The organism is Paraburkholderia caledonica NBRC 102488 (genome assembly GCF_000685095.1).
In the GTDB taxonomy this organism is placed as follows: domain Bacteria; phylum Pseudomonadota; class Gammaproteobacteria; order Burkholderiales; family Burkholderiaceae; genus Paraburkholderia; species Paraburkholderia caledonica.
On sequence record NZ_BAYE01000007.1, the window covers coordinates 133,482 to 156,725 of the forward strand.

20 protein-coding genes are annotated in these 23,244 nt (G+C 63.1%); 8 read left to right on the plus strand and 12 right to left on the minus strand.

The features are described 5' to 3' along the window. Positions 1 to 72: 72 nt before the first annotated feature. Both BCA01S_RS16560 and BCA01S_RS16565 read right to left on the minus strand, forming a co-directional pair. A complete protein-coding gene (locus BCA01S_RS16560; protein WP_027777856.1) occupies positions 73 to 687 on the minus strand; it encodes a glutathione S-transferase in 615 nt (204 codons plus the stop codon). Positions 688 to 809: 122 nt separating this feature from the next. Beyond that, positions 810 to 1,205: an acyl-CoA thioesterase gene (locus tag BCA01S_RS16565; RefSeq protein WP_027777857.1), complete on the minus strand. Its 396-nt coding sequence runs from the start codon at positions 1,203 to 1,205 to the stop codon at positions 810 to 812. 309 nt (positions 1,206 to 1,514) lie between these two features. On the opposite strand from BCA01S_RS16565, the gene BCA01S_RS16570 reads away from it, so the two are divergent. Further along, entirely contained in the window at positions 1,515 to 3,404 is a 1,890-nt protein-coding gene (locus BCA01S_RS16570) for an ABCB family ABC transporter ATP-binding protein/permease (protein ID WP_027777858.1), read from the plus strand. 60 nt (positions 3,405 to 3,464) lie between these two features. Here BCA01S_RS16570 and murU read toward each other — a convergent pair whose 3' ends face one another. Next, positions 3,465 to 4,172 (minus strand): N-acetylmuramate alpha-1-phosphate uridylyltransferase MurU, encoded by a 708-nt coding sequence (murU, locus tag BCA01S_RS16575; protein ID WP_027777859.1) that lies wholly within the window; start codon positions 4,170 to 4,172, stop codon positions 3,465 to 3,467. A gap of 9 nt (positions 4,173 to 4,181) precedes the next feature. Then, a complete protein-coding gene (locus tag BCA01S_RS16580; RefSeq protein WP_027777860.1) occupies positions 4,182 to 5,294 on the minus strand; it encodes an aminoglycoside phosphotransferase family protein in 1,113 nt (370 codons plus the stop codon). A gap of 221 nt (positions 5,295 to 5,515) precedes the next feature. Between BCA01S_RS16580 and BCA01S_RS16585 the strand changes: the two genes are divergently transcribed. The 4 genes from BCA01S_RS16585 to rsmA all read left to right on the plus strand — a co-directional run bounded on the left by BCA01S_RS16585 (position 5,516) and on the right by rsmA (position 11,229). Continuing rightward, complete coding sequence (locus BCA01S_RS16585) at positions 5,516 to 7,882, plus strand: LPS-assembly protein LptD (RefSeq protein ID WP_027777861.1); 2,367 nt, start codon at positions 5,516 to 5,518, stop codon at positions 7,880 to 7,882. A 67-nt stretch (positions 7,883 to 7,949) separates the two neighbouring features. After that, positions 7,950 to 9,314 (plus strand): peptidylprolyl isomerase, encoded by a 1,365-nt coding sequence (locus BCA01S_RS16590; RefSeq protein ID WP_027777862.1) that lies wholly within the window; start codon positions 7,950 to 7,952, stop codon positions 9,312 to 9,314. 5 nt (positions 9,315 to 9,319) lie between these two features. Next, positions 9,320 to 10,330 (plus strand): 4-hydroxythreonine-4-phosphate dehydrogenase PdxA, encoded by a 1,011-nt coding sequence (gene pdxA, locus BCA01S_RS16595; RefSeq protein WP_027777863.1) that lies wholly within the window; start codon positions 9,320 to 9,322, stop codon positions 10,328 to 10,330. 68 nt (positions 10,331 to 10,398) lie between these two features. Continuing rightward, positions 10,399 to 11,229 (plus strand): 16S rRNA (adenine(1518)-N(6)/adenine(1519)-N(6))-dimethyltransferase RsmA, encoded by an 831-nt coding sequence (gene rsmA, locus BCA01S_RS16600; RefSeq protein ID WP_027777864.1) that lies wholly within the window; start codon positions 10,399 to 10,401, stop codon positions 11,227 to 11,229. Positions 11,230 to 11,345: 116 nt separating this feature from the next. Here the strand turns inward: rsmA and BCA01S_RS16605 are convergent, their stop codons facing one another. Further along, the gene (locus BCA01S_RS16605; protein WP_027777865.1) at positions 11,346 to 12,272 is read right to left on the minus strand and encodes a DMT family transporter; all 927 of its coding nucleotides are present in this window, start codon (positions 12,270 to 12,272) and stop codon (positions 11,346 to 11,348) included. 346 nt (positions 12,273 to 12,618) lie between these two features. Here BCA01S_RS16605 and BCA01S_RS16610 point away from each other — a divergent pair, with 346 nt between their 5' ends. The 3 genes from BCA01S_RS16610 to BCA01S_RS16620 all read left to right on the plus strand — a co-directional run bounded on the left by BCA01S_RS16610 (position 12,619) and on the right by BCA01S_RS16620 (position 14,678). Continuing rightward, positions 12,619 to 13,731, plus strand: coding sequence for a porin (locus BCA01S_RS16610; protein ID WP_027777866.1), 1,113 nt, complete (start codon positions 12,619 to 12,621; stop codon positions 13,729 to 13,731). Between the two features lie 121 nt (positions 13,732 to 13,852). Beyond that, positions 13,853 to 14,239 (plus strand): lactoylglutathione lyase, encoded by a 387-nt coding sequence (gloA, locus tag BCA01S_RS16615; RefSeq protein WP_027777867.1) that lies wholly within the window; start codon positions 13,853 to 13,855, stop codon positions 14,237 to 14,239. Between the two features lie 40 nt (positions 14,240 to 14,279). Then, positions 14,280 to 14,678 (plus strand): hypothetical protein, encoded by a 399-nt coding sequence (locus BCA01S_RS16620; protein ID WP_027777868.1) that lies wholly within the window; start codon positions 14,280 to 14,282, stop codon positions 14,676 to 14,678. Between the two features lie 76 nt (positions 14,679 to 14,754). On the opposite strand, the gene BCA01S_RS16625 is transcribed toward BCA01S_RS16620, so the two are convergent. The 7 genes from BCA01S_RS16625 to mnmA all read right to left on the minus strand — a co-directional run bounded on the left by BCA01S_RS16625 (position 14,755) and on the right by mnmA (position 23,208). After that, the gene (locus tag BCA01S_RS16625; protein ID WP_027777869.1) at positions 14,755 to 15,642 is read right to left on the minus strand and encodes a M48 family metallopeptidase; all 888 of its coding nucleotides are present in this window, start codon (positions 15,640 to 15,642) and stop codon (positions 14,755 to 14,757) included. A 44-nt stretch (positions 15,643 to 15,686) separates the two neighbouring features. Continuing rightward, positions 15,687 to 16,445, minus strand: a complete 759-nt coding sequence (locus BCA01S_RS16630) for a lysophospholipid acyltransferase family protein (RefSeq protein ID WP_027777870.1) — start codon at positions 16,443 to 16,445, stop codon at positions 15,687 to 15,689. A 40-nt stretch (positions 16,446 to 16,485) separates the two neighbouring features. Continuing rightward, positions 16,486 to 17,040, minus strand: a complete 555-nt coding sequence (gene gmhB / locus BCA01S_RS16635; RefSeq protein ID WP_027777871.1) for a D-glycero-beta-D-manno-heptose 1,7-bisphosphate 7-phosphatase — start codon at positions 17,038 to 17,040, stop codon at positions 16,486 to 16,488. A 10-nt stretch (positions 17,041 to 17,050) separates the two neighbouring features. Further along, entirely contained in the window at positions 17,051 to 19,153 is a 2,103-nt protein-coding gene (gene glyS / locus BCA01S_RS16640; protein WP_027777872.1) for a glycine--tRNA ligase subunit beta, read from the minus strand. A 15-nt stretch (positions 19,154 to 19,168) separates the two neighbouring features. Further along, positions 19,169 to 20,176: a glycine--tRNA ligase subunit alpha gene (gene glyQ / locus BCA01S_RS34920; protein WP_084166877.1), complete on the minus strand. Its 1,008-nt coding sequence runs from the start codon at positions 20,174 to 20,176 to the stop codon at positions 19,169 to 19,171. A 146-nt stretch (positions 20,177 to 20,322) separates the two neighbouring features. Continuing rightward, complete coding sequence (locus tag BCA01S_RS16650) at positions 20,323 to 21,933, minus strand: FMN-binding glutamate synthase family protein (RefSeq protein WP_027777873.1); 1,611 nt, start codon at positions 21,931 to 21,933, stop codon at positions 20,323 to 20,325. Between the two features lie 129 nt (positions 21,934 to 22,062). After that, positions 22,063 to 23,208, minus strand: a complete 1,146-nt coding sequence (gene mnmA, locus BCA01S_RS16655; RefSeq protein WP_027777874.1) for a tRNA 2-thiouridine(34) synthase MnmA — start codon at positions 23,206 to 23,208, stop codon at positions 22,063 to 22,065. Between the last annotated feature and the right edge of the window lie 36 nt (positions 23,209 to 23,244).

Consider the following 23,244-nt stretch of genomic DNA (forward strand, 5'->3'; position numbering starts at 1 on the left):
TCGTTCGCTGCGGCTGGATCGGTCGCGATATATAACCGCGATACAGCTACGCCTGCGTTAGCGCCGCCGGTCTCACACTGCCGGCGTGCTCGCGAAAACCGGCAACTGCTCCGCCGCGGCCGAAAATGCCTGCAAATGCGGATGCGCGCTGGCGCTCACGATCTGCGGCAGCATTGTCTGAGTGAAGTTCCATGCGACCGCGAGCGTCACCTCCGCCGCGCCGAAGCGCTCCGCCCCGGTTGGCAACGGCGCGGCCGCGGCTTCCTGTTCGAGTTCGGCATACGCGGCGAGCACTTGCCCGCGCACCCGCTCCATCCACGGCTCGTGCTGCTTGTCCACCGGCCGCAGATTGCGTTCGTAGACGATCTGCACCGTCTTGTCGCACGCGGCGAGCGAGAGGCCCGTCAGGCGCGCGGCGCGCAGGCAGTCGTCGGAATTGGACGGAAATAGCCGCTGCCCGGAACCGGCGAGCGACGCGAGATACTGAAGGATCACCGTCGAATCCATCACCGTCTTGCCGTTGTCGGCGACGAGCGTCGGCGCCTTGACAACCGGGTTGATGGCCGCGAACTGGTCGTAGGTACCGAACACGGAGATGGGCGCGTGTTCGAAATCCAGCTTCAGCATCTTCATGCAGATAGCCACCCGGCGCACGTAAGGCGAGTCCAGCATTCCGATCAGTTTCATGTTGCTCCCGTGAGAAGTTCTATCGCGATGCGCGGCCGCTTCCGGTGGCCGTGCATCTGGCCGCCGGTGCAGCATGGCGCGCTTCAGGGCAATAGATTAAGCCTCAATGAACCCGGTCGAGTTCAATCGAGTGCGGGCAGCGCGCGCGGACGGCGGTCGCTGTCGGTAGCGACGTAGGTGAGAATCGCCTCGGTTACCTTCACGAGCTCTTCTGTGAGGCTCATACGTTGCGCGTAGACCTCGACGGAAACGGTGACCGACGTATTGCCCGTCTTGACGATGTCCGCGTAAAAGCTCAGCAGATCGCCGACGAACACTGGCTGCTTGAACACGAACGAGTTGACCGCGATGGTCGCGACCCGTCCATTCGCGCGGCGGCTCGCGGGAATCGAACCGGCAATGTCCACTTGCGCCATGATCCAGCCGCCGAACACGTCGCCGTGAACGTTCGCGTCCGACGGTTGCGGCATGACGCGCAGTGCGCAAGGCTTTTGCGGGAGTTGGAGAATATCGGTCATTGGTACCCTGGAAACGCGTTGATCTGTTTGGCTCTGTCGGCTGGACCAGCAGGTGGACTACGCGGCAACCGCTCCACGCGAGCTGCGGACATCGCCAGACGGCAAGCCCGCGCGGTCAATCTTGGACCGAATGCTCGGATAGCCCACGAAAAGCGGCGCCGGCCGGCTTCTGCGACAATAGGAAGATCAGGAATTGTACGGGAAAGCGCCCAGCGAGGTTGCGCCGCCAGGCAACGTGCCCACGTGCACACAATGGCCGGCGTACCGCTGTGAACTCCGGCATTTCCACCTGCTCCCCCAGCCGAATCCATGCGCCGCTCGCTTCCGTCAGAACCCTCGCCCATCTCCACCCAACCGCGCAACGACTGGCAGACGATCCTGTCGCTGCTGCCTTACCTTGCGACCTACAAGTGGCGCGTGATCTTCGCGCTCAGTTGCCTGATCGGCGCGAAGATCGCCAATCTTGGCGTGCCGATCGTAATGAAGCGTATCGTCGACAGCCTCGCGTCGGTGCAGCATCTGACCGCGCTCGGCCGCGCGCACGATTCGCCGGGCATCGTGCTGCTCGGCGGCGTCGGCTTGCTGGTGGTCGCATATGCGGTGGTCCGGCTTTCCACGTCGCTCTTCACCGAACTGCGGGAAATCCTGTTTTCGAAAGTGACGGAAAGCGCGGTGCGGCAGCTTGCGCTCAAGGTGTTCCGGCATCTGCATGGCTTGTCGTTGCGCTTTCATCTGGACCGGCAGACGGGCGGCATGTCGCGCGACATCGAACGCGGCACGCGCGGCATCACGCAGCTCATTTCCTATTCGCTGTACAGCATTCTGCCGACGCTGGTCGAAGTCGGGCTCGTGCTCGGGTTTTTCGTCGTCAAATATGAAGCGTATTACGCAGTGGTCACGTTCGTGGCTCTCGCGGTGTACATCGTGTTCACGGTGAAGGTGACCGAGTGGCGCACGCATTTTCGCCGCACGATGAACGAACTCGATTCGAAAGCGAACTCGCGCGCAATCGATTCGCTGCTCAACTATGAGACCGTCAAATACTTCGGCAATGAAGAGTGGGAAGCAAGCCGCTACGACGAAAATCTGAAGCGCTATCGCACGGCTGCTATCAAGTCGCAGCGTTCGCTGTCGGCGCTGAATTTTGGACAGCAGGCGATTATCGGCACGGGGCTCGTGTTCATTCTGTGGCGCGCGACCGAAGGCGTGATGGCCGGACGCCTCACGCTCGGCGATCTCGTGCTGATCAACACGTTCATGCTGCAGCTTTATATTCCGTTGAATTTTCTTGGCGTGGTCTATCGGGAACTGAAGCAAAGCCTCACCGACATGGACCGCATGTTCACGCTCCTCGGGGCCGCGCAGGAAGTGCCGGACCTTCCCGACGCACCCGCGTTGCAAGTGAGCGGCGCGCAAGTGCGCTTTGACCGGGTGAACTTCTCGTACGAACCGGCGCGCCAGATTCTGCACGACGTGAGCTTTACGATTCCAGCCGGCACCACCACGGCGGTGGTCGGCCATAGCGGCTCGGGCAAGTCGACGCTTGCGCGGCTCATGTTCCGCTTCTACGACCTGGACCGCGCGACGGGCGGCACGATCACCATCGACGGTCAGGACATTCGTGACGTGGCGCAAGCTTCGCTGCGTGCTTCGATCGGCATCGTGCCGCAGGACACGGTGCTGTTCAACGATTCGATCTACTACAACATCGCTTATGGACGGCCGTCCGCGACGCGCGACGAAGTGATCGCGGCGGCGCGCGCCGCGCACATTCATGAGTTCATCGAAGGACTGCCGAAAGGATATGACACGCCCGTCGGCGAACGTGGGCTGAAGCTCTCGGGCGGCGAGAAGCAGCGTGTCGCGATCGCGCGGACCATCCTGAAGAACCCGCCGATCCTGTTGTTCGACGAAGCCACGTCGGCGCTCGACTCGCGTTCAGAGCGCGCCATCCAGCATGAGCTCGATCAGATCGCACGCGAACGCACGACACTCATCATCGCGCACCGGCTTTCGACGGTGGTACACGCACAGCAGATCATCGTGATGGACAAGGGGCGCATTGTCGAGCGCGGCACGCACGCCGAACTGTTGCGCGCGAATGGCCTCTTCGCTCAGATGTGGGCGTTGCAGCAGCAACGCGCGCTTGAGGCGCCGGAGTCGGCCGAGATTGTGGGGGCCGGCAATGGCGAGGCGTGACGCGGCTGGCGGCGCGCGTAGGGCGCCGCGCGGCTGGAGCATGCCCTCGCGCGACGTCGCTCAGCGCTCGACCAACCGCTGATCCAGCGCCTGAAGCTGCGCCGGCGTTCCGACGTTTTCCCACAGGCCTTCGTATAGCTCGCCAGTCGCGAGACCGCGCGCGATCGTCTCGCGGTAGTACGGCTTGAGCGCGCGCCGTGTACCGCGCGGGAGATCGCGGAACATGCGCGTGTCATAGAGCCCGATATTGCCGAACGTGAAGCGCGGCTCGGCGTCGAGCGACAACACGCCGCCCGTGAGCGCAAAGTCGCCGTTCGGATGAAACGCCGGATTCGGCACCATCACCAGATGCATGCCCGGCTCCGCCAGCGACTTCATTGCCTGCGCACGCGCATTCAATGCGCGGTAGTCGAAATCCGCGTACACGTCGCCGCTTACTGCGAGGAACACCTCGCTCACGCCGTTATCTTCGATAAGCGGCAGTGCGTTGACAATGCCGCCCGCCGTCTCGAGCGCTTCCTGCTCGGGCGAATAGCGCAACTGCACATGCCAGCGCGAACCGTCGCCGAGCGCGGCTTCGATCTGCTCGCCGAGCCAGGCGTGATTGATGACAATCGTCTCGAAGCCCGAGCGGGCGAGCCGCTCGATCTGCCACACGATCAGCGGTTTGCCGCCTACTTCCAGCAAAGGCTTGGGGCGCGCGTCGGTCAACGGACGCATGCGCTCGCCGCGGCCCGCGGCGAAAATCATCGCTTTCTTGAGAGACATTGTGTTGGGTCAGAACGTGTAGCCGACTTCGTTCGAGCGGCCTTCGAGATCGTCGAGCAGCTTCGCGAACGGACGCAGCGGCGCATAACGCTCGGCCACCTTGCGCGCATAGCCGATGAAGCGCGGCAGATCTTTCATGTAGTGCGGTTTGCTGTCGCGATAATTGATGCGGCAGAACAGACCCAGCACCTTGATATGCCGTTGCAGTCCCATCCACTCGATCTGGCGGTAGAACTCTCCGAAATCGGGATCGACGGGCAAGCCGGCTTTTTTTGCGCGCTCCCAGTAATACACGAAGCAATCGAGCTCGAACTCCTCGTCCCAACTGAGGAACGCGTCGCGCAGCAACGATGCGACGTCGTAGGTAATGGGGCCGTACACCGCGTCCTGGAAGTCGAGCACGCCGGGATTGGCCTTGGGACTTGCTTCGCTCGCCGCGTTCGGCGCGGCGCAGACCATCAGATTGCGCGGCATGAAATCGCGCAGCATGAACGCTTGCGGCTGCGCCCGCGCGCTCGCTATCAGCAATGCGAACGTGCGGTCGAGCAGGCCGCGGGTGTTGTCGTCCACTTCGCGGCCAAGGTGCCGGCCGATGAACCACTCGGGCATCAACTCCATCTCGCGGCGCAGGAAGGCTTCGTCGAACGGCGGCAGCACGTCTTCGCGCGACGTGAGCTGCCAGCGGATCAGCGCGTCGAGTGCGTCGCGCATCAGCGTGCGCGCGCGGCGCGGGTCGTTGTCGTTTTGCGCGGCAGTGAGCGCGCCGAGGTACGACTCGGTGCCCAGGTCGGTGACAAGCATGAACCCGGCGTCGAAGTCGGTCTCCAGCACGCGCGGCACGTGCACGCCGGCGTTGCCCAGCAACTGCGCGACCTGCACGAATTCGCGGCACTTTTCAGGCGGAGGGGCGTCGACCGCGATCAGCGTGGCGGCGCTTTCGCCTTGCGCCGCCTTACCGGCGAGCCGGAAATAGCGGCGAAAACTGGCGTCGGACGAAGCCGGCGCGAGCGTGCCGAGATCGAGCGCATAGCGCGTCGCGTGGCCTTGCAGCCAGGCTTCGAGCAGTTCGAGGCGGCGGTCGGCGGGGAGGTGTGTGAAGTCTTGGGAAGGGGGCAGCGTCATGAAAACCGGCGGCAAATTCAGGGGGGCAACGTCTTGCCATATAATACCCCACGACTTTTTTGACGCGACTCACGCCAGCTTTCGCGTATTCCGCTTTACCGCCCGCCTCACCGTTCGAAGATTGTAAATATTGATGTGCAGCCGACTGTCACGGTCGTGGTGTGCAGGCGGTGGATCGTGACTGCAGAAGCTGACGGACGGGCCGATTCGCCAAACGATACATGCCGCCTAGACAGCTTTCCCAAACGATTCCCTCTTGTGCCGCGGTGCCGCGCAAAAGGCGGCTCGTCGCGGCGTTGATCGCCGTTCCGGGTCTCATGCCCGCGCTCGCTCACGCCCAACTGGCCGGCGAGGCCGCGCAGCCGCAGCCCATCGACCCGCCCTGGGGTATGCAACTCGCCCCGCAACTCGAAGATCATGTGCTGCAGCCGGGGCAGAAGCCGGCCACGTTCGTCCTCGGCGATTCGACCAACGGCACGACCGATCAGGACATGGCCGTCAAGGGCTCGGCTGAAGTGCGCCGCAATACTGTCGTGATCAAGGCCGACGCGCTGCATTACGATCAGGACACGGACATGGCCGACGCATACGGCCAGGTCCGCATGAACAACAACGGCACCACGTTCGCCGGACCGGAAGCGCACATGCGTGTGGATTCGAGCGAAGGCTTCATGACTGCGCCGAAGTATCACTTCAACGTAACGGGCGGCTCGGGCAGTGCGGAGCGCGTCGACCTGCTCGATAACGAGCGCTCGGTGTTCACCAAGGGTACTTACACTGCGTGCGCGTGCGCGGACGATCCGGCGTGGTACATCAAGGGCAGCGAATTCGACTTCGACACCGGCGCCGACGAAGGCGTGGCCCACAACGGCGTGCTGTTCTTCCAGGGCGTGCCGGTTTTCGCGTCGCCGTGGCTGTCGTTTCCGCTGTCCGGCGAGCGGCGCAGCGGTATCCTGCCGCCCACGTTTTCGCTCAGTTCGACGAACGGCTTCGAACTGTCGGTGCCGTATTACTTCAACATCGCGCCAAACCGCGATCTGACGGTCACGCCGCGCATCATCTCGAAGCGCGGTGTGCAGTTGCAGAGCACGTTCCGCTATCTTTCGCCCACGTATTCCGGGTCGATCTCCGGCGAGTTCCTGCCGGACGACCGGCTGACCAAAACGAACCGCTACGCGCTGTACATCCAGCACAACCAGAACTTCGGCAACGGGTTCGGCGGCTACATCTACTACAACAAGGTTTCGGACAACACCTATCCGGAAGACCTGTCGTCGTCGGTCAATCAGTTCATGAACGGCACCCAGCTCCTGTATCAACAGGAAGCCGGGTTGACGTATAACAACGGCCCGTGGTCGGTGCTCGCGCGCGAGCAGCACTGGCAGACGCTGACGCCGTCGGTCGCGCCGTATGGCCGCGAGCCGCAGTTGAACGTGAAGTACTCGAAGTACAACGTGGGTGGGTTCGACTTCGGCGCCGAAGCGGACTACACGAACTTCCGCATTACGACCGCGGACATGACCGAAGGTCAGCGGGTGGTGTTCAACCCGTACATTGCGTACTCGGTCGTCGGGCCCGGCTACTTCGTCACGCCGAAGGTGCAGTGGCATTTCGCGTCGTATAACCTGCGCAACATCAGCAGCGACGTGCCGGTCGGCACGCCGAAGAATTTCACTGAATCTATCCCGACGCTGAGCTTCGACACCGGGCTCGTTTTCGACCGCTCGGTCCGGCTCTTCGGCGAGGATTACATCCAGACGCTCGAGCCGCGCCTGTACTACGTGTACACGCCGTATCGGAATCAGGAGTCGGCGCCGCTCTTCGACACCGCCGAATCCGACTTCGGGCTCGCGGAAATCTTCACGCCGAACACGTTCGTCGGCAACGACCGCATTGCGGACGCGAACCGTCTGACCGCGGCCATCACCACGCGCTTCATCAATCCGGCAACGGGCGACGAACGCGCGCGTTTCGTGATCGCGCAGCAGTACTACTTCCAGGATCAGCGTGTCACGCTGCTCCCGAATCAGACCAGCACGCAAGCCACGCATTCGGACCTGATCGTGGGCGCGTCGCTCAAGCTCGGGGCTGGTTTCGCGTCGGAAACCGCGTTCCAATATAATGCCGACAACAATCAGCTGGTCAAGACGAGCGTCGGTTTCGGGTTCAGTCCGGCGACCGGCAAGGTGCTCAACGTCGGGTATCGCTACACGCGTGCGAACACCACGCTGGAAAACCAGCCTATCAATCAGGTGCTGGTGTCAGGGCAATGGCCGCTCACGCATCGGGTATTCGGGGTCGGGCGGTTCAATTACGATCTGGGCGGGCATCGGATCGTCGACGGGCTCGTGGGCTTGCAATACGACGCGGACTGCTGGACGCTCGGCGCGGGTATCCAGCGCTACGCAAACGGCCTGAATACGTCGGGGCAGCATCAGTCGAGCACGCGTTTTCTCGCGCAGTTGACGTTCAAGGGCTTGTCGAGCGTCGACAACGGGCTGATTTCCGCGTTCCGCAGCAGCGTGGCGGGCTACACGCCGCTGCCGCCTCCGCCGCCGCCCGAGTCGCGGTTCATCAATTACGAATGACGCTCGCCCGGTCGTTCATCGAATGCGAAAAGACGGGCCAGGCGTGCCCGACATCATTGGAGTATCTGTGGCAATCATGAAAAAGCTTCGCTTGGCAACGCTCGCGGCAGGTCTTGCCGCCGCGGCGTCTTTCCTGTCGGTTGCGCCGGTACAGGCGCAGGCGCTGGGCGGCAACCGCGGCGGCCAGACCGTCGACACGATCGCCGCAGTGGTCAACAACGGTGTCATCACACGGCGCGAGCTCGAAGAGCGCGTGGGCCTGATTACCCGCCGTCTGAGCCAGCAGAACGCCCCGATTCCGCCGGCCGATCAGTTGCGTCAGCAGGTGCTCAACCAGATGGTGCTGGAGCGCATCCAGTTGCAGAAGGCGAAAGAAGACGGCATCAACATCGACGACGCAGCGGTGCAGAAAACGCTCGAGCGGCTCGCACAGGCGAACAACCTGTCGCTCGACGTGTACCGCTCGCGGATCGAGGCGCAAGGCGTGCCTTGGGCCACTTTCACGAGCGACGCGCGCACCGAGCTCACGCTTTCACGTCTGCGTGAAAAGGAAGTGGACAGCAAGGTCACGGTGTCGGACGCTGAAGTCGCGAACTACATCGCCAGTCAGCGCGGCCCGAATGCCGGCGCGACGAGCGACCTGCACATGCAGCATATCTTGCTGAAGGCGCCGCTGAACGCGCCGCAAACGGATATCGAAGCGGCCCAGAAGAAGGCCGAGGCATTGCTCGCCGAAGCTAGGGGCGGCGCCAACTTCGAGAAGCTCGCGAAATCGAATTCGCAGGCGCCGGACGCATCGAAGGGCGGCGACATGGGCTTTGCCGCGCCGTCGAAGCTGCCGCCGGAATTCGTCAAGGCCGCCTCGGCGTTGCGTCCGGGGCAGGTCAATCCGGAAGTGATCCGCACCAACGACGGCTTTGAAGTCGTGCGCCTCGTCGACCGTCGCAGCGGTCAGGGCACGAGTTCGGACGCGCCGAAGCTCGTGCAAACGCACGTGCGGCACATCCTGCTGCGCGTGGGCGACGGCATGTCCGAGCCGCAAGCGCGCCAGAAGCTGCTCGAAATCAAGAAGGAAATCGCTGCGGGCGGCGACTTCGCGAAGTTTGCGCACACGTATTCGCAAGACGGTTCTTCGTCGCAAGGCGGCGACCTGGGCTGGATCAGCCCCGGCGAGACGGTGCCCGAATTCGAGCGCGCAATGAACACCTTGCAGGACGGTCAGATCAGCGACCCAGTGCGCAGCGAATATGGCTATCACCTGATTCAGGTGCTGGAACGCCGCGAGTCTGAAGGCTCCATCGCGCAGCAAATGGATCTTGCGCGCCAGGCCATCGGTCAGCGCAAGGCAGAGCAGGCTTACGCCGACTGGCTGCGCGAACTGCGCGACACCGCGTACGTCGAAGTAAAGCCCGATCTGTCTCGCGTTCAATAAACCTCATGAATTCCGCCGCCCCGTCAGCCAGCTTGCCGTTGCAGATCGCGATCACGACGGGTGAACCCGCCGGCGTCGGTCCCGAGCTGACCGCGCAGGCGCTTGCGGGCGCGGCGGCACATTGGCCCGGCGCGCGGTTCACCGTGCTGGGCGATGCGGCTCTTGTCGCCGAACGGGCGCGCTCAGTCGGCGTAGACTGGCCGGCGCTCGTGGCCGACGCGTCGCGCATTCAGGTGCAGCACCGGCCGCTCGGCGCGCCGGCTGTCGCGGGCAAGCTCAACGCGGCCAATGGACGTTACGTGCTGGATCTGCTGGACAGCGCAATCGACGGCGCAATGGCCGGCACATTCGACGCGATCGTTACCGCGCCGCTGCAAAAAAGCACTATCAACGACGCGGGCGTGCCCTTTACCGGCCACACGGAGTATCTCGCCGAGCGCACGCGCACGCCGCGCGTGGTGATGATGCTGGCGGGCACCGGCGAGCGTCCGTTGCGGGTTGCGCTCGCCACCACGCATCTGCCGCTGAAGGACGTTTCGTCCGCGCTCTCGGTGGAGGGCATCGTCGAAACGCTGCGCATTATCGATCACGATTTACGGCATCATTTCGGGTTGCCCGCGCCGCGCATTCTCGTCACAGGTTTGAACCCGCATGCCGGCGAGAACGGCTATCTTGGACGCGAGGAAATCGACGTGATCTCGCCGGCGCTCAAGCTCGCGAACGGTGAAGGTATCGACGCGCGCGGTCCGTACCCGGCGGACACGCTGTTTCAACCGCGTTATCTGGACGAGGCTGACTGCGTGCTCGCGATGTTCCACGATCAGGGCTTGCCGGTGCTCAAGTACGCGACGTTCGGCGAAGGCATTAACGTCACGCTTGGCTTGCCGATCATCCGCACGTCGGTCGATCACGGTACCGCGCTCGATCTTGCCGGCACGGGCCGCGCGGATGCGGGCAGCCTGATCGCCGCGATCGACACGGCGGTTCTCATGGCGCAACATCGCCGCGCGGGCTGATTCAACGTCACATCGGCGCCTCGTGCGTAATCATTTCCAGGCAGTTTTCTTTCTTTAGCGTTTCTTCGATGTCCACCAGCAGACAGCAGCAGGGCCGGCACCAAGGTCATATCGCGCGCAAGCGTTTCGGGCAGAACTTCCTGGTCGACATGGGCGTGATCGATTCGATCGTCGATGTGATCGGGCCGCAGCGCGGCCAGCGCATGGTCGAAATCGGGCCGGGGCTCGGCGCACTGACCGAACCGTTGATCGAGCGTCTCGCGACGCCCGAGGCGCCCTTGCACGCGGTCGAGCTTGACCGCGATCTGATCGGGCGTCTGAAGAACAAGTTCGGCGAGCTGCTCCAGCTGCACGCCGGCGACGCACTCGCGTTCGACTTCGGCTCGCTCGCCGCGCCGGGCGACGAGCCGTCGCTACGCATTGTCGGCAACTTGCCGTACAACATTTCGAGCCCGCTACTGTTTCATCTCTCTGCGTTTGCGCACCGTGTGATCGACCAGCACTTCATGCTGCAGAACGAAGTGGTCGAGCGGATGGTGGCCGAGCCAGGCACCAAGGCCTTCAGCCGTCTCTCGGTGATGCTGCAATACCGCTACGTCATCGACAAGCAGCTGGACGTGCCGCCTGAGGCATTCCAGCCGCCGCCCAAAGTCGATTCGGCAATTGTGCGAATGATCCCGTATGCGCCGCACGAAATCACGCCCGTGGACGAGCGCGTACTCGGCGAAGTGGTGACGGCGGCTTTCTCCCAGCGTCGCAAGATGTTGCGCAACACGTTGGCTGCGTTGCGCGACACCGTCGACTTCGACGCCATTGGCTTCGACCTGCAGCGCCGCGCCGAAGACGTGCCGGTGGCCGAATACGTGCGCGTCGCGCAGATCGTGGCGGGTAAGCGTTAAGCGATGGGCGCGGGGGTTTGGGGCGCTGAGGTTCGTGGGCTGAAGCGTCGGCAGGAGTTCCGAGCCGTTAAGCCGGGAGTTCAGTCGCAATAGTTCCAGGCGAAAGCTCAAGCCGCTCACCGCTTGCCCGGCGCATTGACCAGCGCGATGCCGGTCAGCACAAGTGCCGCGGCCATCAGAAACCGCAAGCTGAATGACTCGCCGAGGAGCAACACTCCGAAGGTGACCCCAAACATCGGTGTGAGAAACGAGAACACCGACAGGCGCGACGCGACATAGCGCGTGAGCAGCCAGAACCACACCAGATAGCTGACGAACGCGACCACCACCGCCTGGTACGCGAGGCTCGCGATCGCCAACGGCGTGACCGTGTCTACATGCGCCTCGCCGAACGCAAGCGCCAGCGCAAGCAGCACCACGGCGGACACCGCCAGTTGATAGAAGAGCGTCTTGCTCGCGCTCGAGTGCGCAAGCCGCGTCGCACGCACCACGACGGTCGTCGCCGCCCACGCGATGCCTGCGAGCACGCCGAGTGCGTCGCCGGCCACGGCGGCAAGCGACGCGCTGCGCGCCGTTGCGCCATGCAGGAAGCCATCCGCGAAAGCCAGCGTGATGCCGGCAAAAGCCACGAAAATGCCGAGCCATTGAATGCGCCGCATCCGCTCGCCATCGACGAACCAGTGCAAACCCAACGCCGTAAAGCAAGGCGCGGTGTAGAGAAAAACCGCCATGCGCGACGCACTCGTGAGTGTGAGTCCGAGAAAGATGCACACGAACTCGGCAGCGAACAGGATGCCCGCCAGCAGACCGGCGCTGAGCGTGCCGTCGTCGCGGAAAAGCGGCGTGCCGCGCGAGCGCGCCCAGGCCCAGACCAGCAGCGTGGCGATCGCCGAACGCAAGCCCGCCTGAAAAAACGGTGGCAACGCGGCGTTGGCGCTTTTGATCGCCACTTGCTGGAATCCCCAGATCGCGCACAAGCCGACCATCAGCAGGATGGCGAAGCCATCGGGGGTGCGGCGCGTGCGAAGGGCAGTGGTGCTCATGGCGTTGTGGTGGCGAAAGGGGCAGGACGGGGTTGTCCGGCGCAGCGCGTACGATACCAAACCCGCTCACACGTCCATTCGATGACCCCACCGCCTACGCGTGCTTCCGACAAGTCGCAAGTCATTTGAGAATTCGGGACGCCTGCGCAACTCCCGCGCAACACCTATTTCTTACCATCATGATTTCGCGCTAAGGTTCGACGACATGTTCTGTCGGTACGTTCGTACGCGCTGCGTCGCGGAATCGGGCTCCAGTAGCTTCAGCAAGAAGCCGGCCACCGGGCGATGCGTCGCGTGAGCAGACAAACTCTATCCGCGCAAAGCGGAGCCTGTACGAGGAAACGGCATGAAGACCCTCAGCAGAGGCGCGGCGGTCGTGGCGTTGGTATCGTTCGGTTGTCCGGTCGCGCAAGCTCAATCGAGCGTGACGCTTTACGGCGTGGTCGACGAGAGCGTGCGCTACCTGACGCATGCCAACAAAGCGGGCGACTCTTCCCTCGGACTGGGCACGGGCGGCATGACGCAAAGCCGCTGGGGGCTGAAAGGCGTCGAAGACCTTGGCGGCGGCTGGTCCACCTTCTTCAAACTCGAAAATCGCCTGTACATCAACAGCGGACAGAGCGATCCGACCTTGCCGTTCTTCAACGAAGCGCAGGTCGGTGTGCGCTCCACTTCCTACGGGCAGGTCATTTTGGGCCGTCAGTACAACGTGATGATCGAAGGCATCACGGTAGGCGGCTATGGCAGCAATCCGTGGATTCCTTACGACTTCAGCTTCCAGCCTGAGGTGACGATGACGGGCGGCATCTGGACAAGTAATCAGGTGCAGTATCAGGCAAAGTACAACGGCTTGAGCTTCGCGGCGGGCTACGCGTTCGGCGGCAACGCCGGCAATTCGTACGGCAGCCAGATCGGCGCGGCGGCCGCTTATGCGCCCCCGGGAGGACCATTCACCGTCGGCGGCGCGTACGAGGAGTCGAAAGACTCGGTCAACGGAGCCTCGGCCAAAGCGTGGACGTTCGGCGGCTCGTACACGTGGGACAAAACGCGCTTTTCGCTGGGTTACATCGTCAATCGCGCCGACGCCGGTTTCTCCACTTTCGCGAACGGACCGTTTACGGCTGCCGCGCTGACCGCGCTGAAATACACGGACTTTTCGCGACGACGCATGTTCATGGGCGGCATCACACAGCAGGTGGGCGACGCCTGGCACCTCGCGGCAAACGTCTGGCGCACGCTACAGGACGGCAAGACCGCGGCCAAAGACGGTTCCGCATGGCAATACCAGCTCGTCGCGGACTACAACCTGTCAAAGCGTACTGACGTTTATGTGGAAGGCGATTATTCGCTGTATCGCGGCGATCTGATCGGCGCGCAACTGCAAGGCGTGAATGGCGTCGGGCTCGCGCAGAAAGGCTCGCAAATCGGCTTGATGGCGGGGCTGCGGCATCAGTTCTGACATATCGGGTACAAGGCGGCGCGGCGCGCTCGACGCCGCCCGCTACGCGCCGGCGTTCCTGCAACGACGGTCGATTCCGGGTACATTTATGCTCTCGACATCAAGCAACAGGGAGTACACGATGCGCCTGCTTCACACCATGCTCCGGGTCGGTAACCTGGACCGTTCGATCGCGTTCTACACCGAACTGCTCGGTATGAAGTTACTGCGCCGCGAAGATTATCCGGACGGCAAATTCACGCTGGCGTTCGTCGGCTACACGGACGAGCGCGACGGCACTGTCATCGAGTTGACGCACAACTGGGACACGCCGGCCTATGATCTCGGCAACGGCTTCGGGCATCTCGCCGTCGAGGTGGAAGACGCCTATGCCGCATGCGACAAAATTAAGGCGCAAGGCGGCACGGTTGTGCGCGAAGCGGGGCCGATGAAACACGGCACCACGGTGATCGCATTCGTCACCGATCCGGACGGCTACAAAATCGAGTTCATCCAGAAGAAAAAATAAACGCCGGCGCCGGCGAGCCGAGGTCTCATTCGATCACGTCATGAACAACAACAATCCCTACTTCAACGAACTCGATGCTATCCACGTCGAAATCGAGGCCTTGTTCGACGGTTCCGCGGACGACCTCGCGCTCGAACGGATCATGGCGCGCTTCGCGCCGCAGTTCACGTTGATCATGCCTTCCGGCGCCGCGCTCGATCGCACCGCACTGCGCGAGACGTTCGCGAGGCTGCGCGGCACGCGGCCGGGCTCGCAGATCGACATTCGCGACAGGGTGATCGTCGCCGAATATCCGTCTGGCGCGGTGGTGAAATATCGCGAGTATCAGCGGGACAATGCTGGCAATGCGAACGTGCGGCGCTCAACCGCAGTGATGGACGTCGACGCGCAAGGCAAGGTGACGTGGCGTCATCTGCATGAGACGTTTTGCACGGAGTAGGTCGCGCGGCGTTGATCGTTGTCCACGCCGCGTCGGCCTCTCACGGCACTGCGGCAAGCAGGACCAAACGCCGGCTCTAGAGCGTCGGCAGCAGTTCCGGCGGATGCGACTTCAGCGTCTGCCGCGCTTCGCGGAATTCCGGAAAAATCGATTCGACCGTTTGCCAGAAGCGCGGGCTGTGATTCATTTCCCGCAGATGCGCCAACTCATGCGCGACGACGTAATCGATGATGGAAAGCGGAAAGTGAATCAGCCGCCAGTTCAGGCGAATCTTGCCGTCACTCGAACAGCTGCCCCAGCGCGTGGCCGCTGAAGAAAGCGCATACGCGCGATAGTTGACGCCCAGCTTCTCCGCGTAAATAACGAGGCGCTCGCCGAACACACGCTTCGCTTCGTTCTGCAACCAGCCTTGCACGCGGTCCTTGATCTGCTGCGGGTCCGCTTGCAGAGGCAGCGGCACTTGCAGGGCAGAGTCGGTCGCGCTAAACGCGAGCGTGCCTTGCGGCGAGCCGAGCGTTACGCGCACCGGTTGCCCGAGATAGGGCACCTCGGCGCCGTCTTTCCAGTCGACCTTCGGCAACGCGCGCTGTTCGACGCGCGTTTGCCATTCGATCAGCTTCGTGAAAATCCAGCGCTGTTTTTCGGTGATCGCGGTTTCGATATCGGCGAGCGTGACCCAGCGCGGCGCCGTGATCGTAAGACCGGTGCTGTCGATTGCAAAGCCGATCGAGCGGCGCGCCGAACGCTTGAGCGCGTAGTGCAGCGTGCGCGACCCGATGACGAGACTGCGCAGCTTGCTGCCGTCCGGTGCGAGCGGCACCGCGGGCTGCTGACCCCGAGGCGTTGCCGAAGGCGCGGACGGTGAAGGGGACGACGAAGTCGACCCCGGCTCTGCGAAGAGCGGGAGATCGAGTTGCCGGTTATCGAGCGCCGCAGCGGGCTGCGGCGTAGGAGACTTCTGCATCGGATTCGGCTTCGCGCAAGTACGCCTTCGAGGGCGTGGGCGCGTCAGATAGGTGCGGCGGCGGAACTGCTTCCCGCCGCGCGATACGCAGTAGGATCGATGCGACGCATTTCAGCTTCGATCCACTGTTCGACGCGCGTGTTCACTTCGTCGGGCGTGAGCCCCGTCGTCTCGATCGGCTTGCCGATCGACACTGTGACTATACCCGCATATTTGAGAAACGAGTTGCGAGGCCACACGCGTCCGGCGTTGTGCGCGATCGGGACGACCGGCGCGCCGGTTGCAATCGCAAAGCGCGCACCGCCGGTTTTGTACTTGCCCTGCTTGCCGGTCGGCGTGCGTGTGCCCTCCGGAAACATGATCACCCAGGCGCCTTCCGCCATGCGCGCCTTGCCCTGCCTGATGACCGATTCGAACGCGTACTTGCCTTCTTTGCGGTCGATATGAACCATCTTCAGGAGGCCGAGCGCCCAGCCGAAAAACGGCACATACAGCAACTCCCGCTTGAACACGTAGCACAGCGGCCGAGGCATCAAGGCGGGAAACGCCAGCGTTTCCCATGCCGATTGATGCTTCGACAACAACACCGCCGGACCGTTGGGCAGGTTCTCCATGCCCTCGATCGTGTAGCGGATGCCGTTGAGCCAGCGCACCGCGTTGAGCGTTGCGCGGCACCAGCCGGCCGCCATCCAGTAGCGGCTATCGGCGCGCATGAACGGGAACGCAATGAAGCACGCGGTCGCGTACGGCACCGTGAACACGATGAAGTAAATCAGCAGTAGCGAAGAACGAATGAAGCGCATCGGCGTGGTCAGTAGGGGGTGGGGACGCGCGTGGTACGCATCACTCTTGAGCGTCGGCGAGGAAGTCGAGCGCGAACGCTCTCAGGTCGTCGTGGACGACGGTGCCATCCGGCAGGCCGCCCGCCGTGAGCGTTTTGCGGCCTTTGCCCGTGAGCACCAGATGAACCGGGTGGCCGAGCGCCGCGCCCGCTTGCAGGTCGCGCATCGCGTCGCCGACCACCGGCGTGTTTTCCGGGTCGACCTCGAAACGCTCGTTGATCATCTTCAACATGCCGGGCTTCGGCTTGCGACATTCGCAGTGGTCTTCCGCCGTGTGCGGGCAGAAGAACACCGCGTCGATGCGCCCACCCACGGACGCCGCCATGCGATGCATCTTGAGGTGCATTGCGTTGAGTGCGTTCATGTCGAAGAGCCCCCGGCCGATGCCCGACTGGTTCGTTGCGACTGCCACGCGATAGCCCGCCTGGCTGAGACGCGCAATCGCTTCGAGCGAACCCGGCAACGCGACCCACTCGTCGGGCGACTTGATGAACGCGTCGGAATCGGCGTTGATCACGCCGTCGCGGTCGAGGATCACCACTTTTTTGGTCGGCATGGCGTGCGGCTCAGGCGGCGAGGCGGGAAATGTCGGCGACGCAATTCATCTGCTGATGCAGCGCGCCAAGCAAGGCCAGACGATTCGCGCGCAGCGCCGGATCTTCAGCGTTGACCATCACGTCGTTGAAGAACGTGTCGACCGGTTCGCGCAACGCGGCGAGCGCGGTGAGTGCGCCCGTGTAATCGCGTGCGGCGAGTTGCGACTGCACACGCGGCGCGACCTGCTCCAGCTGCGCATGCAAGGCCTTTTCCGCTGGCTCGAACAGCAGCGTGACCTGCACGCCGCCGGTAGCGGTAGCGCCTTCCGACTTCTTCAGGATGTTCGAGATGCGCTTGTTGGCTGCCGCGAGCGATGCCGCTTCGGGCAACGCCGCGAACTCGCGTACTGCATCGAGGCGCGCGACGATATCGTCGAGACGCGTCGGGTTGAGCGCGAGCACCGCGTCGATTTCGCCCGGTGCGTGACCGCGTTCGCGCAACAAACCACGCAGACGATCCATGCTGAAGTCGTAGATGGCTTGCGTCGAATCGACGACGTTCGGCACTGCGGCAAATTGCGCGTAAGCGGTGCGCAGCAGTTCGACGAAATCCACGGCAAGTTGCTTCTCGACCAGAATGCGCAGCACGCCGAGCGCGTGACGGCGCAGCGCGAACGGGTCTTTCTCGCCGGTGGGCTGCAGACCGATGCCCCAGATGCCGACCAGCGTTTCGAGCTTGTCGGCCAGCGCGACGACCGTGCCGGTTGCCGTTCCCGGCAACGCGTCGCCGGAGAAACGCGGCTGATAATGTTCCGAGCATGCGAGCGCGACTTCTTCCGGCTCGCCGTCGTGGCGCGCGTAGTACGTGCCCATTGTGCCTTGCAGCTCGGGGAACTCGCCGACCATGTCGGTAATCAGATCGGCCTTGGCCAGACGCGCGGCGCGCTTCGCGAGCGCCACGTCCGCGCCGATCAGGCCGGCGATCGCGCCGGCCAGCGCTTCGACGCGCTCCACGCGTTGGAGCGCCGAGCCGAGCTTGTTGTGATACACGACGTTCGCAAGCAACGGCACGCGGTCGGCGAGCGGCTTCTTCTTGTCCTGCTCGAAGAAGAATTTCGCGTCGGCCAAACGCGGGCGCACCACACGCTCATTGCCTTCGACGATATCGCTAGGCGTGGACGTTTCGATGTTCGACACGATCAGGAAGCGCGAGCGCAGCTTGCCGTTGTCATCCGTCAGCGCGAAGTATTTCTGGTTCGTCTGCATGGTGAGGATTAGACATTCCTGCGGCACTTGCAGGAATTCGTCCTCGAAACGGCATGCGTAGACCACCGGCCATTCGACCAGCGACGTCACTTCGTCCAGCAGCGATTCAGGCATCACGACCTGATCGCCGTCAGCGTGCGCAAGCAGATGCGTGCGGATGGTTTCCTTGCGGTCGGCGAAGTTCGGTACTACCCGACCTTTGTGCATCAGCGTGTCGGCATACGAATCCGCGTGCTGGATCTGCACGAAGCCTTCGGACAGGAAGCGATGACCAAGCGTGGTGTCGTCTGCGTCGATGCCGAGCGCGCTGACCGGAACGATCTGCTCGCCATGCAGCGCGGTCAGGCGATGCGCCGGCCGCACGAACTGCACGTTCGTGCCGTCCGGGCGCTGGTAGGTCATCACCTTGGGAATAGGCAGCTTGGCGAGCGTTTCGTCGAGCGCAGCCTGCAGGCCTTCCGCCAGCGTGGCGCCCGGCGCGGCGTAGCGCAGGAAGAAGGCTTCAGCCTTACCGTCCTGCGCGCGCTCCAGGTCGTTCACCGAAAAATCGGGGAAGCCGAGCGCGGCGAGCTTTTTCGCGAGCGGCGCGGTGGGCTGGCCGTCTTTATCGAGCGCGACGGAAACCGGTAACACTTTTTCGCGCACATGCTTTTCCGGCGCAACCGTGCGTACGTTTTTGATCGTGACAGCGAGGCGGCGCGGCGTCGCATAACGTTCGAATGACAGCTCGCCTTCGATCAGATCGCGCGCCGCGAGGCGCTCCGCAATACCTTCCGCGAAGGCGTCGCCGAGACGGGCAAGCGCTTTCGGCGGCAGTTCCTCGGTCAGCAGTTCGACCAGCAGGGTAGCTTGATGGGATTGAGTCATTTCTTGATGTTCTCGTCAGTCCGCGTCGATCTTGCGTTCGACTTTCAGCGGCGGCGCCCACGCGGGCATGGCGGCGTCCTGCTCGTCGGTGGTGAGGCCGGGCACGGCGTGCACCGGATTGCCGAGCATCGGGAAACCGAGCTTCTCGCGTGAATCGTAGTAGGCCTGCGCGACCAGGCGCGACAGCGCGCGAATCCGGCCAATGTACGCCGCGCGCTCTGTGACCGAGATCGCGCCGCGCGCGTCGAGCAGATTGAATGTGTGGCCGGCCTTCAGCACGAGTTCATAGGCGGGCAGCGCGATCTGCGCTTCGATCATGCGCTTCGCTTCGGCTTCGTAGCTGTTGAAGAACGTGAACAGAAGATCGACGTTCGCGTGCTCGAAGTTATACGTGGACTGTTCCACTTCGTTCTGGTGGTACACGTCGCCGTAAGTGAGGCGACGCGTTTCCGGGCCGTTCGGGCCTTGCTCCTCCCACTCGGTCCAGACGAGGTCGTAGACGTTCTCGACCTTTTGCAGATACATCGCGAGGCGCTCGAGACCGTATGTGATTTCGCCGAGCACCGGCTTGCAGTCAAGGCCGCCGACCTGCTGGAAATAAGTGAACTGGGTCACTTCCATGCCGTTCAGCCACACTTCCCAGCCGAGTCCCCACGCGCCGAGCGTGGGATTTTCCCAGTCGTCTTCGACGAAGCGCACGTCGTTCTGCTTCAGGTCGAAGCCGAGTGCTTCCAGCGAGCCGAGATACAGATCGAGGATGTTCTCCGGCGCGGGCTTCAGCACCACCTGGTACTGGTAGTAATGCTGCAGGCGGTTCGGGTTCTCGCCATAGCGGCCGTCTTTCGGGCGGCGCGACGGCTGCACGTAGGCGGCGCGCCACGGTTCCGGGCCGACCGCGCGCAGGAAAGTGTGGACGTGCGAGGTGCCCGCGCCGACTTCCATGTCGATCGGTTGGAGCAACGCGCAACCCTGCTTATCCCAATAGGATTGCAGTGTCAGAATGATTTGCTGAAACGTGAGCATGAAGTGCCTTTCGGGCATGAGGCCGCGCCGCGAGCGCGTGAGCGCGCGAGGCGGCCGTGGAGCGAAGTGCTAAACCTGCGATTTTAACGGAAAGGCGGGGGGGCGTCCGGTTTTGGGGAGGGACTGGCAGGACGAGCGGCGCTTTCTCACGCCACCGCCAATTCCACCTTTGGCGAAAACGAATCGCTTTGCGCGACCGGCCACCACTTCTCATACAACGAGTAGCGGTATTTCCCGTTGAGCAGGTCGTCCGGCTCGAGATACTTGAGCAACTCGGACATCAACTGCACCTCATGCGACGACACTCGGCGCACGATGTGATGCGCGCGCAACTCGGCGGGATGCTTCAACCCGGCGGCCTGAATGATTTCCTTCAGCGCATGCAGCGTGTTGTGGTGGAAGCTGAACACGCGGTCGGCCTTGTCCGGCACGACGAGCGCACGCTGGCGCACCGGGTCTTGCGTCGCGACGCCGGTCGGGCAGCGTCCCGTGTGGCAGGTTTGCGCCTGAATGCAGCCCACCGCGAACATGAAGCCGCGGGCCGCGTTGACCCAGTCCGCGCCGATCGCGAGTGTCTTCGTGATGTCGAACGCGGTGATCATCTTGCCGCTCGCGCCGATGCGAATCCTTTGCCGCAAGCCGATGCCAACCAGCGTGTTGTGCACGAGCAGCAGGCCTTCCTGCAACGGCACGCCGACGTGATCCGTGAACTCGAGCGGCGCTGCGCCCGTGCCGCCTTCCGCACCGTCCACGACGATGAAGTCCGGCAGAATGCCTGTCTCCAGCATCGCCTTGGCAATGCCGAAAAATTCCCACGGGTGCCCGATACACAGCTTGAACCCGGTCGGCTTGCCGCCCGATAACGTGCGCAAGCGGTCGACGAATTCGAGCAGCCCGCGCGGCGTCGAAAACTCCGAGTGCGTGGCCGGCGAGATGCAGTCGCGGCCCATCGGCACGCCGCGCGTCTCCGCGATTTCAGGTGTGATCTTCGCGGCCGGCAACACGCCGCCATGACCCGGCTTGGCGCCTTGCGACAGCTTGACCTCAATCATTTTCACTTGCGGTTCGGCCGCCTGCTTCGCGAATTTTTCCGCGCTGAAGGTGCCGTCGTCGTTACGGCAGCCGAAATAGCCTGACGCGATTTGCCAGATGATGTCGCCGCCGTGCTCGCGGTGATACTTCGACATCGAGCCTTCGCCGGTGTCGTGCGCGAAGTTGCCTTTCTTCGCGCCGAGGTTCAGCGCCATGATCGCGTTTGCGGACAGCGAGCCGAAGCTCATTGCCGAGACGTTGAAGATCGACATCGAGTAAGGCTGCGCGCGCTCTGCGCCGACTACGATGCGGAAGTCGTGACTATCGAGCGTGGTGGGCGCAAGCGAGTGGCTGATCCATTCGTGCGCGACGGCCTTGACGTCGACCTCGGTTCCATAAGGGCGGCTATCGACGTCGTTTTTTGCGCGCTGATAGACGATGCTGCGTTGAGCGCGCGAAAACGGCTTTTCGTCGGTATCGCCTTCGACGAAATATTGGCGGATTTCCGGGCGAATGAACTCGAACAGAAAGCGGAAATGACCCCACAGCGGATAGTTGCGAAGAATTGCGTGCCGCTGCTGACCGAGATCGAAGAGGCCGAGCGCGACGAGCGCGAGCGGCACGACGATCCACAGCCACGACATGTGATGCGTCGCGGCGAGCGCCGCGCAAACGGCGAGGAGCGCGACTGCGCTCCACATGGCCAGATAACGTCGAGCAAACATTGGGACTCCGGTGCAGTGAAGATCGTCGCGAAGGGATCGTCGGCGCCGGCGGCGCGGACGGATCCACCGCGAAAGAAAACGAGCGACTGCCCGTCGGGAAAAGCGGACTGCCGGGAGACGCGAGCGGCTTTAACGCACGCTCAGCAATGCCGCTTTTTGCGGCTCGCTCGCGGTTGGCTGCGCAGTCGCAGCATGTTCGATGATGCCGCCGCCGAGGCACACGTCGCCATCGTAGAGCACCGCCGATTGCCCCGGTGTGACAGCCCATTGCGCATCGTCGAAATTGAGTTCGAAGAGGCTTTCGCCGTAGTTCGCCGTCGTGAACGTGCAGCGTGCATCAGCCTGCCGGTAGCGGGTCTTCGCGCCGCAGGCGAAGCCTTCCGCAGGCGGCTCGCCCGCGACCCAGCTCGTGTTGCCCGCGCTGAGCGTATGACTCAGGAGCCACGGATGATCGTGACCTTGCGCGACGTACAGCGTATTCGACGCGATGTCCTTGCCCGCCACGAACCACGGCTCGCCGCTGCCTTCCTTGCTGCCGCCGAGACCGATTCCCTTGCGCTGCCCGAATGTGTAAAACGCAAGTCCGATGTGCTCGCCGACCGTTTTGCCGTCGGTGGTTTTCATCGGGCCCGGCCTGGTCGGCAGATAGCGGTTCAGGAAGTCGCGGAACGGCCGTTCGCCGATAAAGCAGATGCCGGTTGAATCCTTCTTCTTCGCATTGGGCAGCGCGATCTGTTCGGCGATTTCGCGCACCTTCGTTTTGGGAATTTCGCCGAGCGGAAACAGCGTTTTCGACAACTGCGCCTGGTTCAACCTATGTAGAAAGTACGACTGATCTTTCGTATGGTCGAACGCCTTCAGCAGTTCGAAGCGGCCATTGTTCTCACGCACGCGCGCGTAGTGGCCGGTCGCGATGGTTTCCGCGCCGAGCGACATTGCATGGTCGAGGAAGGCCTTGAATTTGATTTCGGCGTTGCACAGCACGTCCGGGTTTGGCGTGCGCCCTGCGGAATATTCGCGCAGGAACTCGGCGAACACGCGGTCTTTGTATTCGGACGCGAAGTTGACCGCTTCCACGTCGATGCCGATCAGGTCCGCGACCGACACCACGTCAATCCAGTCCTGGCGCGTCGAGCAGTATTCGCTGTCGTCGTCGTCTTCCCAGTTCTTCATGAACAGGCCGACCACGTCGTAGCCCTGTTCCTTCAGCAGCCACGCGGTAACCGACGAATCGACGCCGCCCGACATGCCTACTACGACTTTCTGCTTGCTCATAAGATGCTCACTGGGTACTGCGAAACTTCATGGATC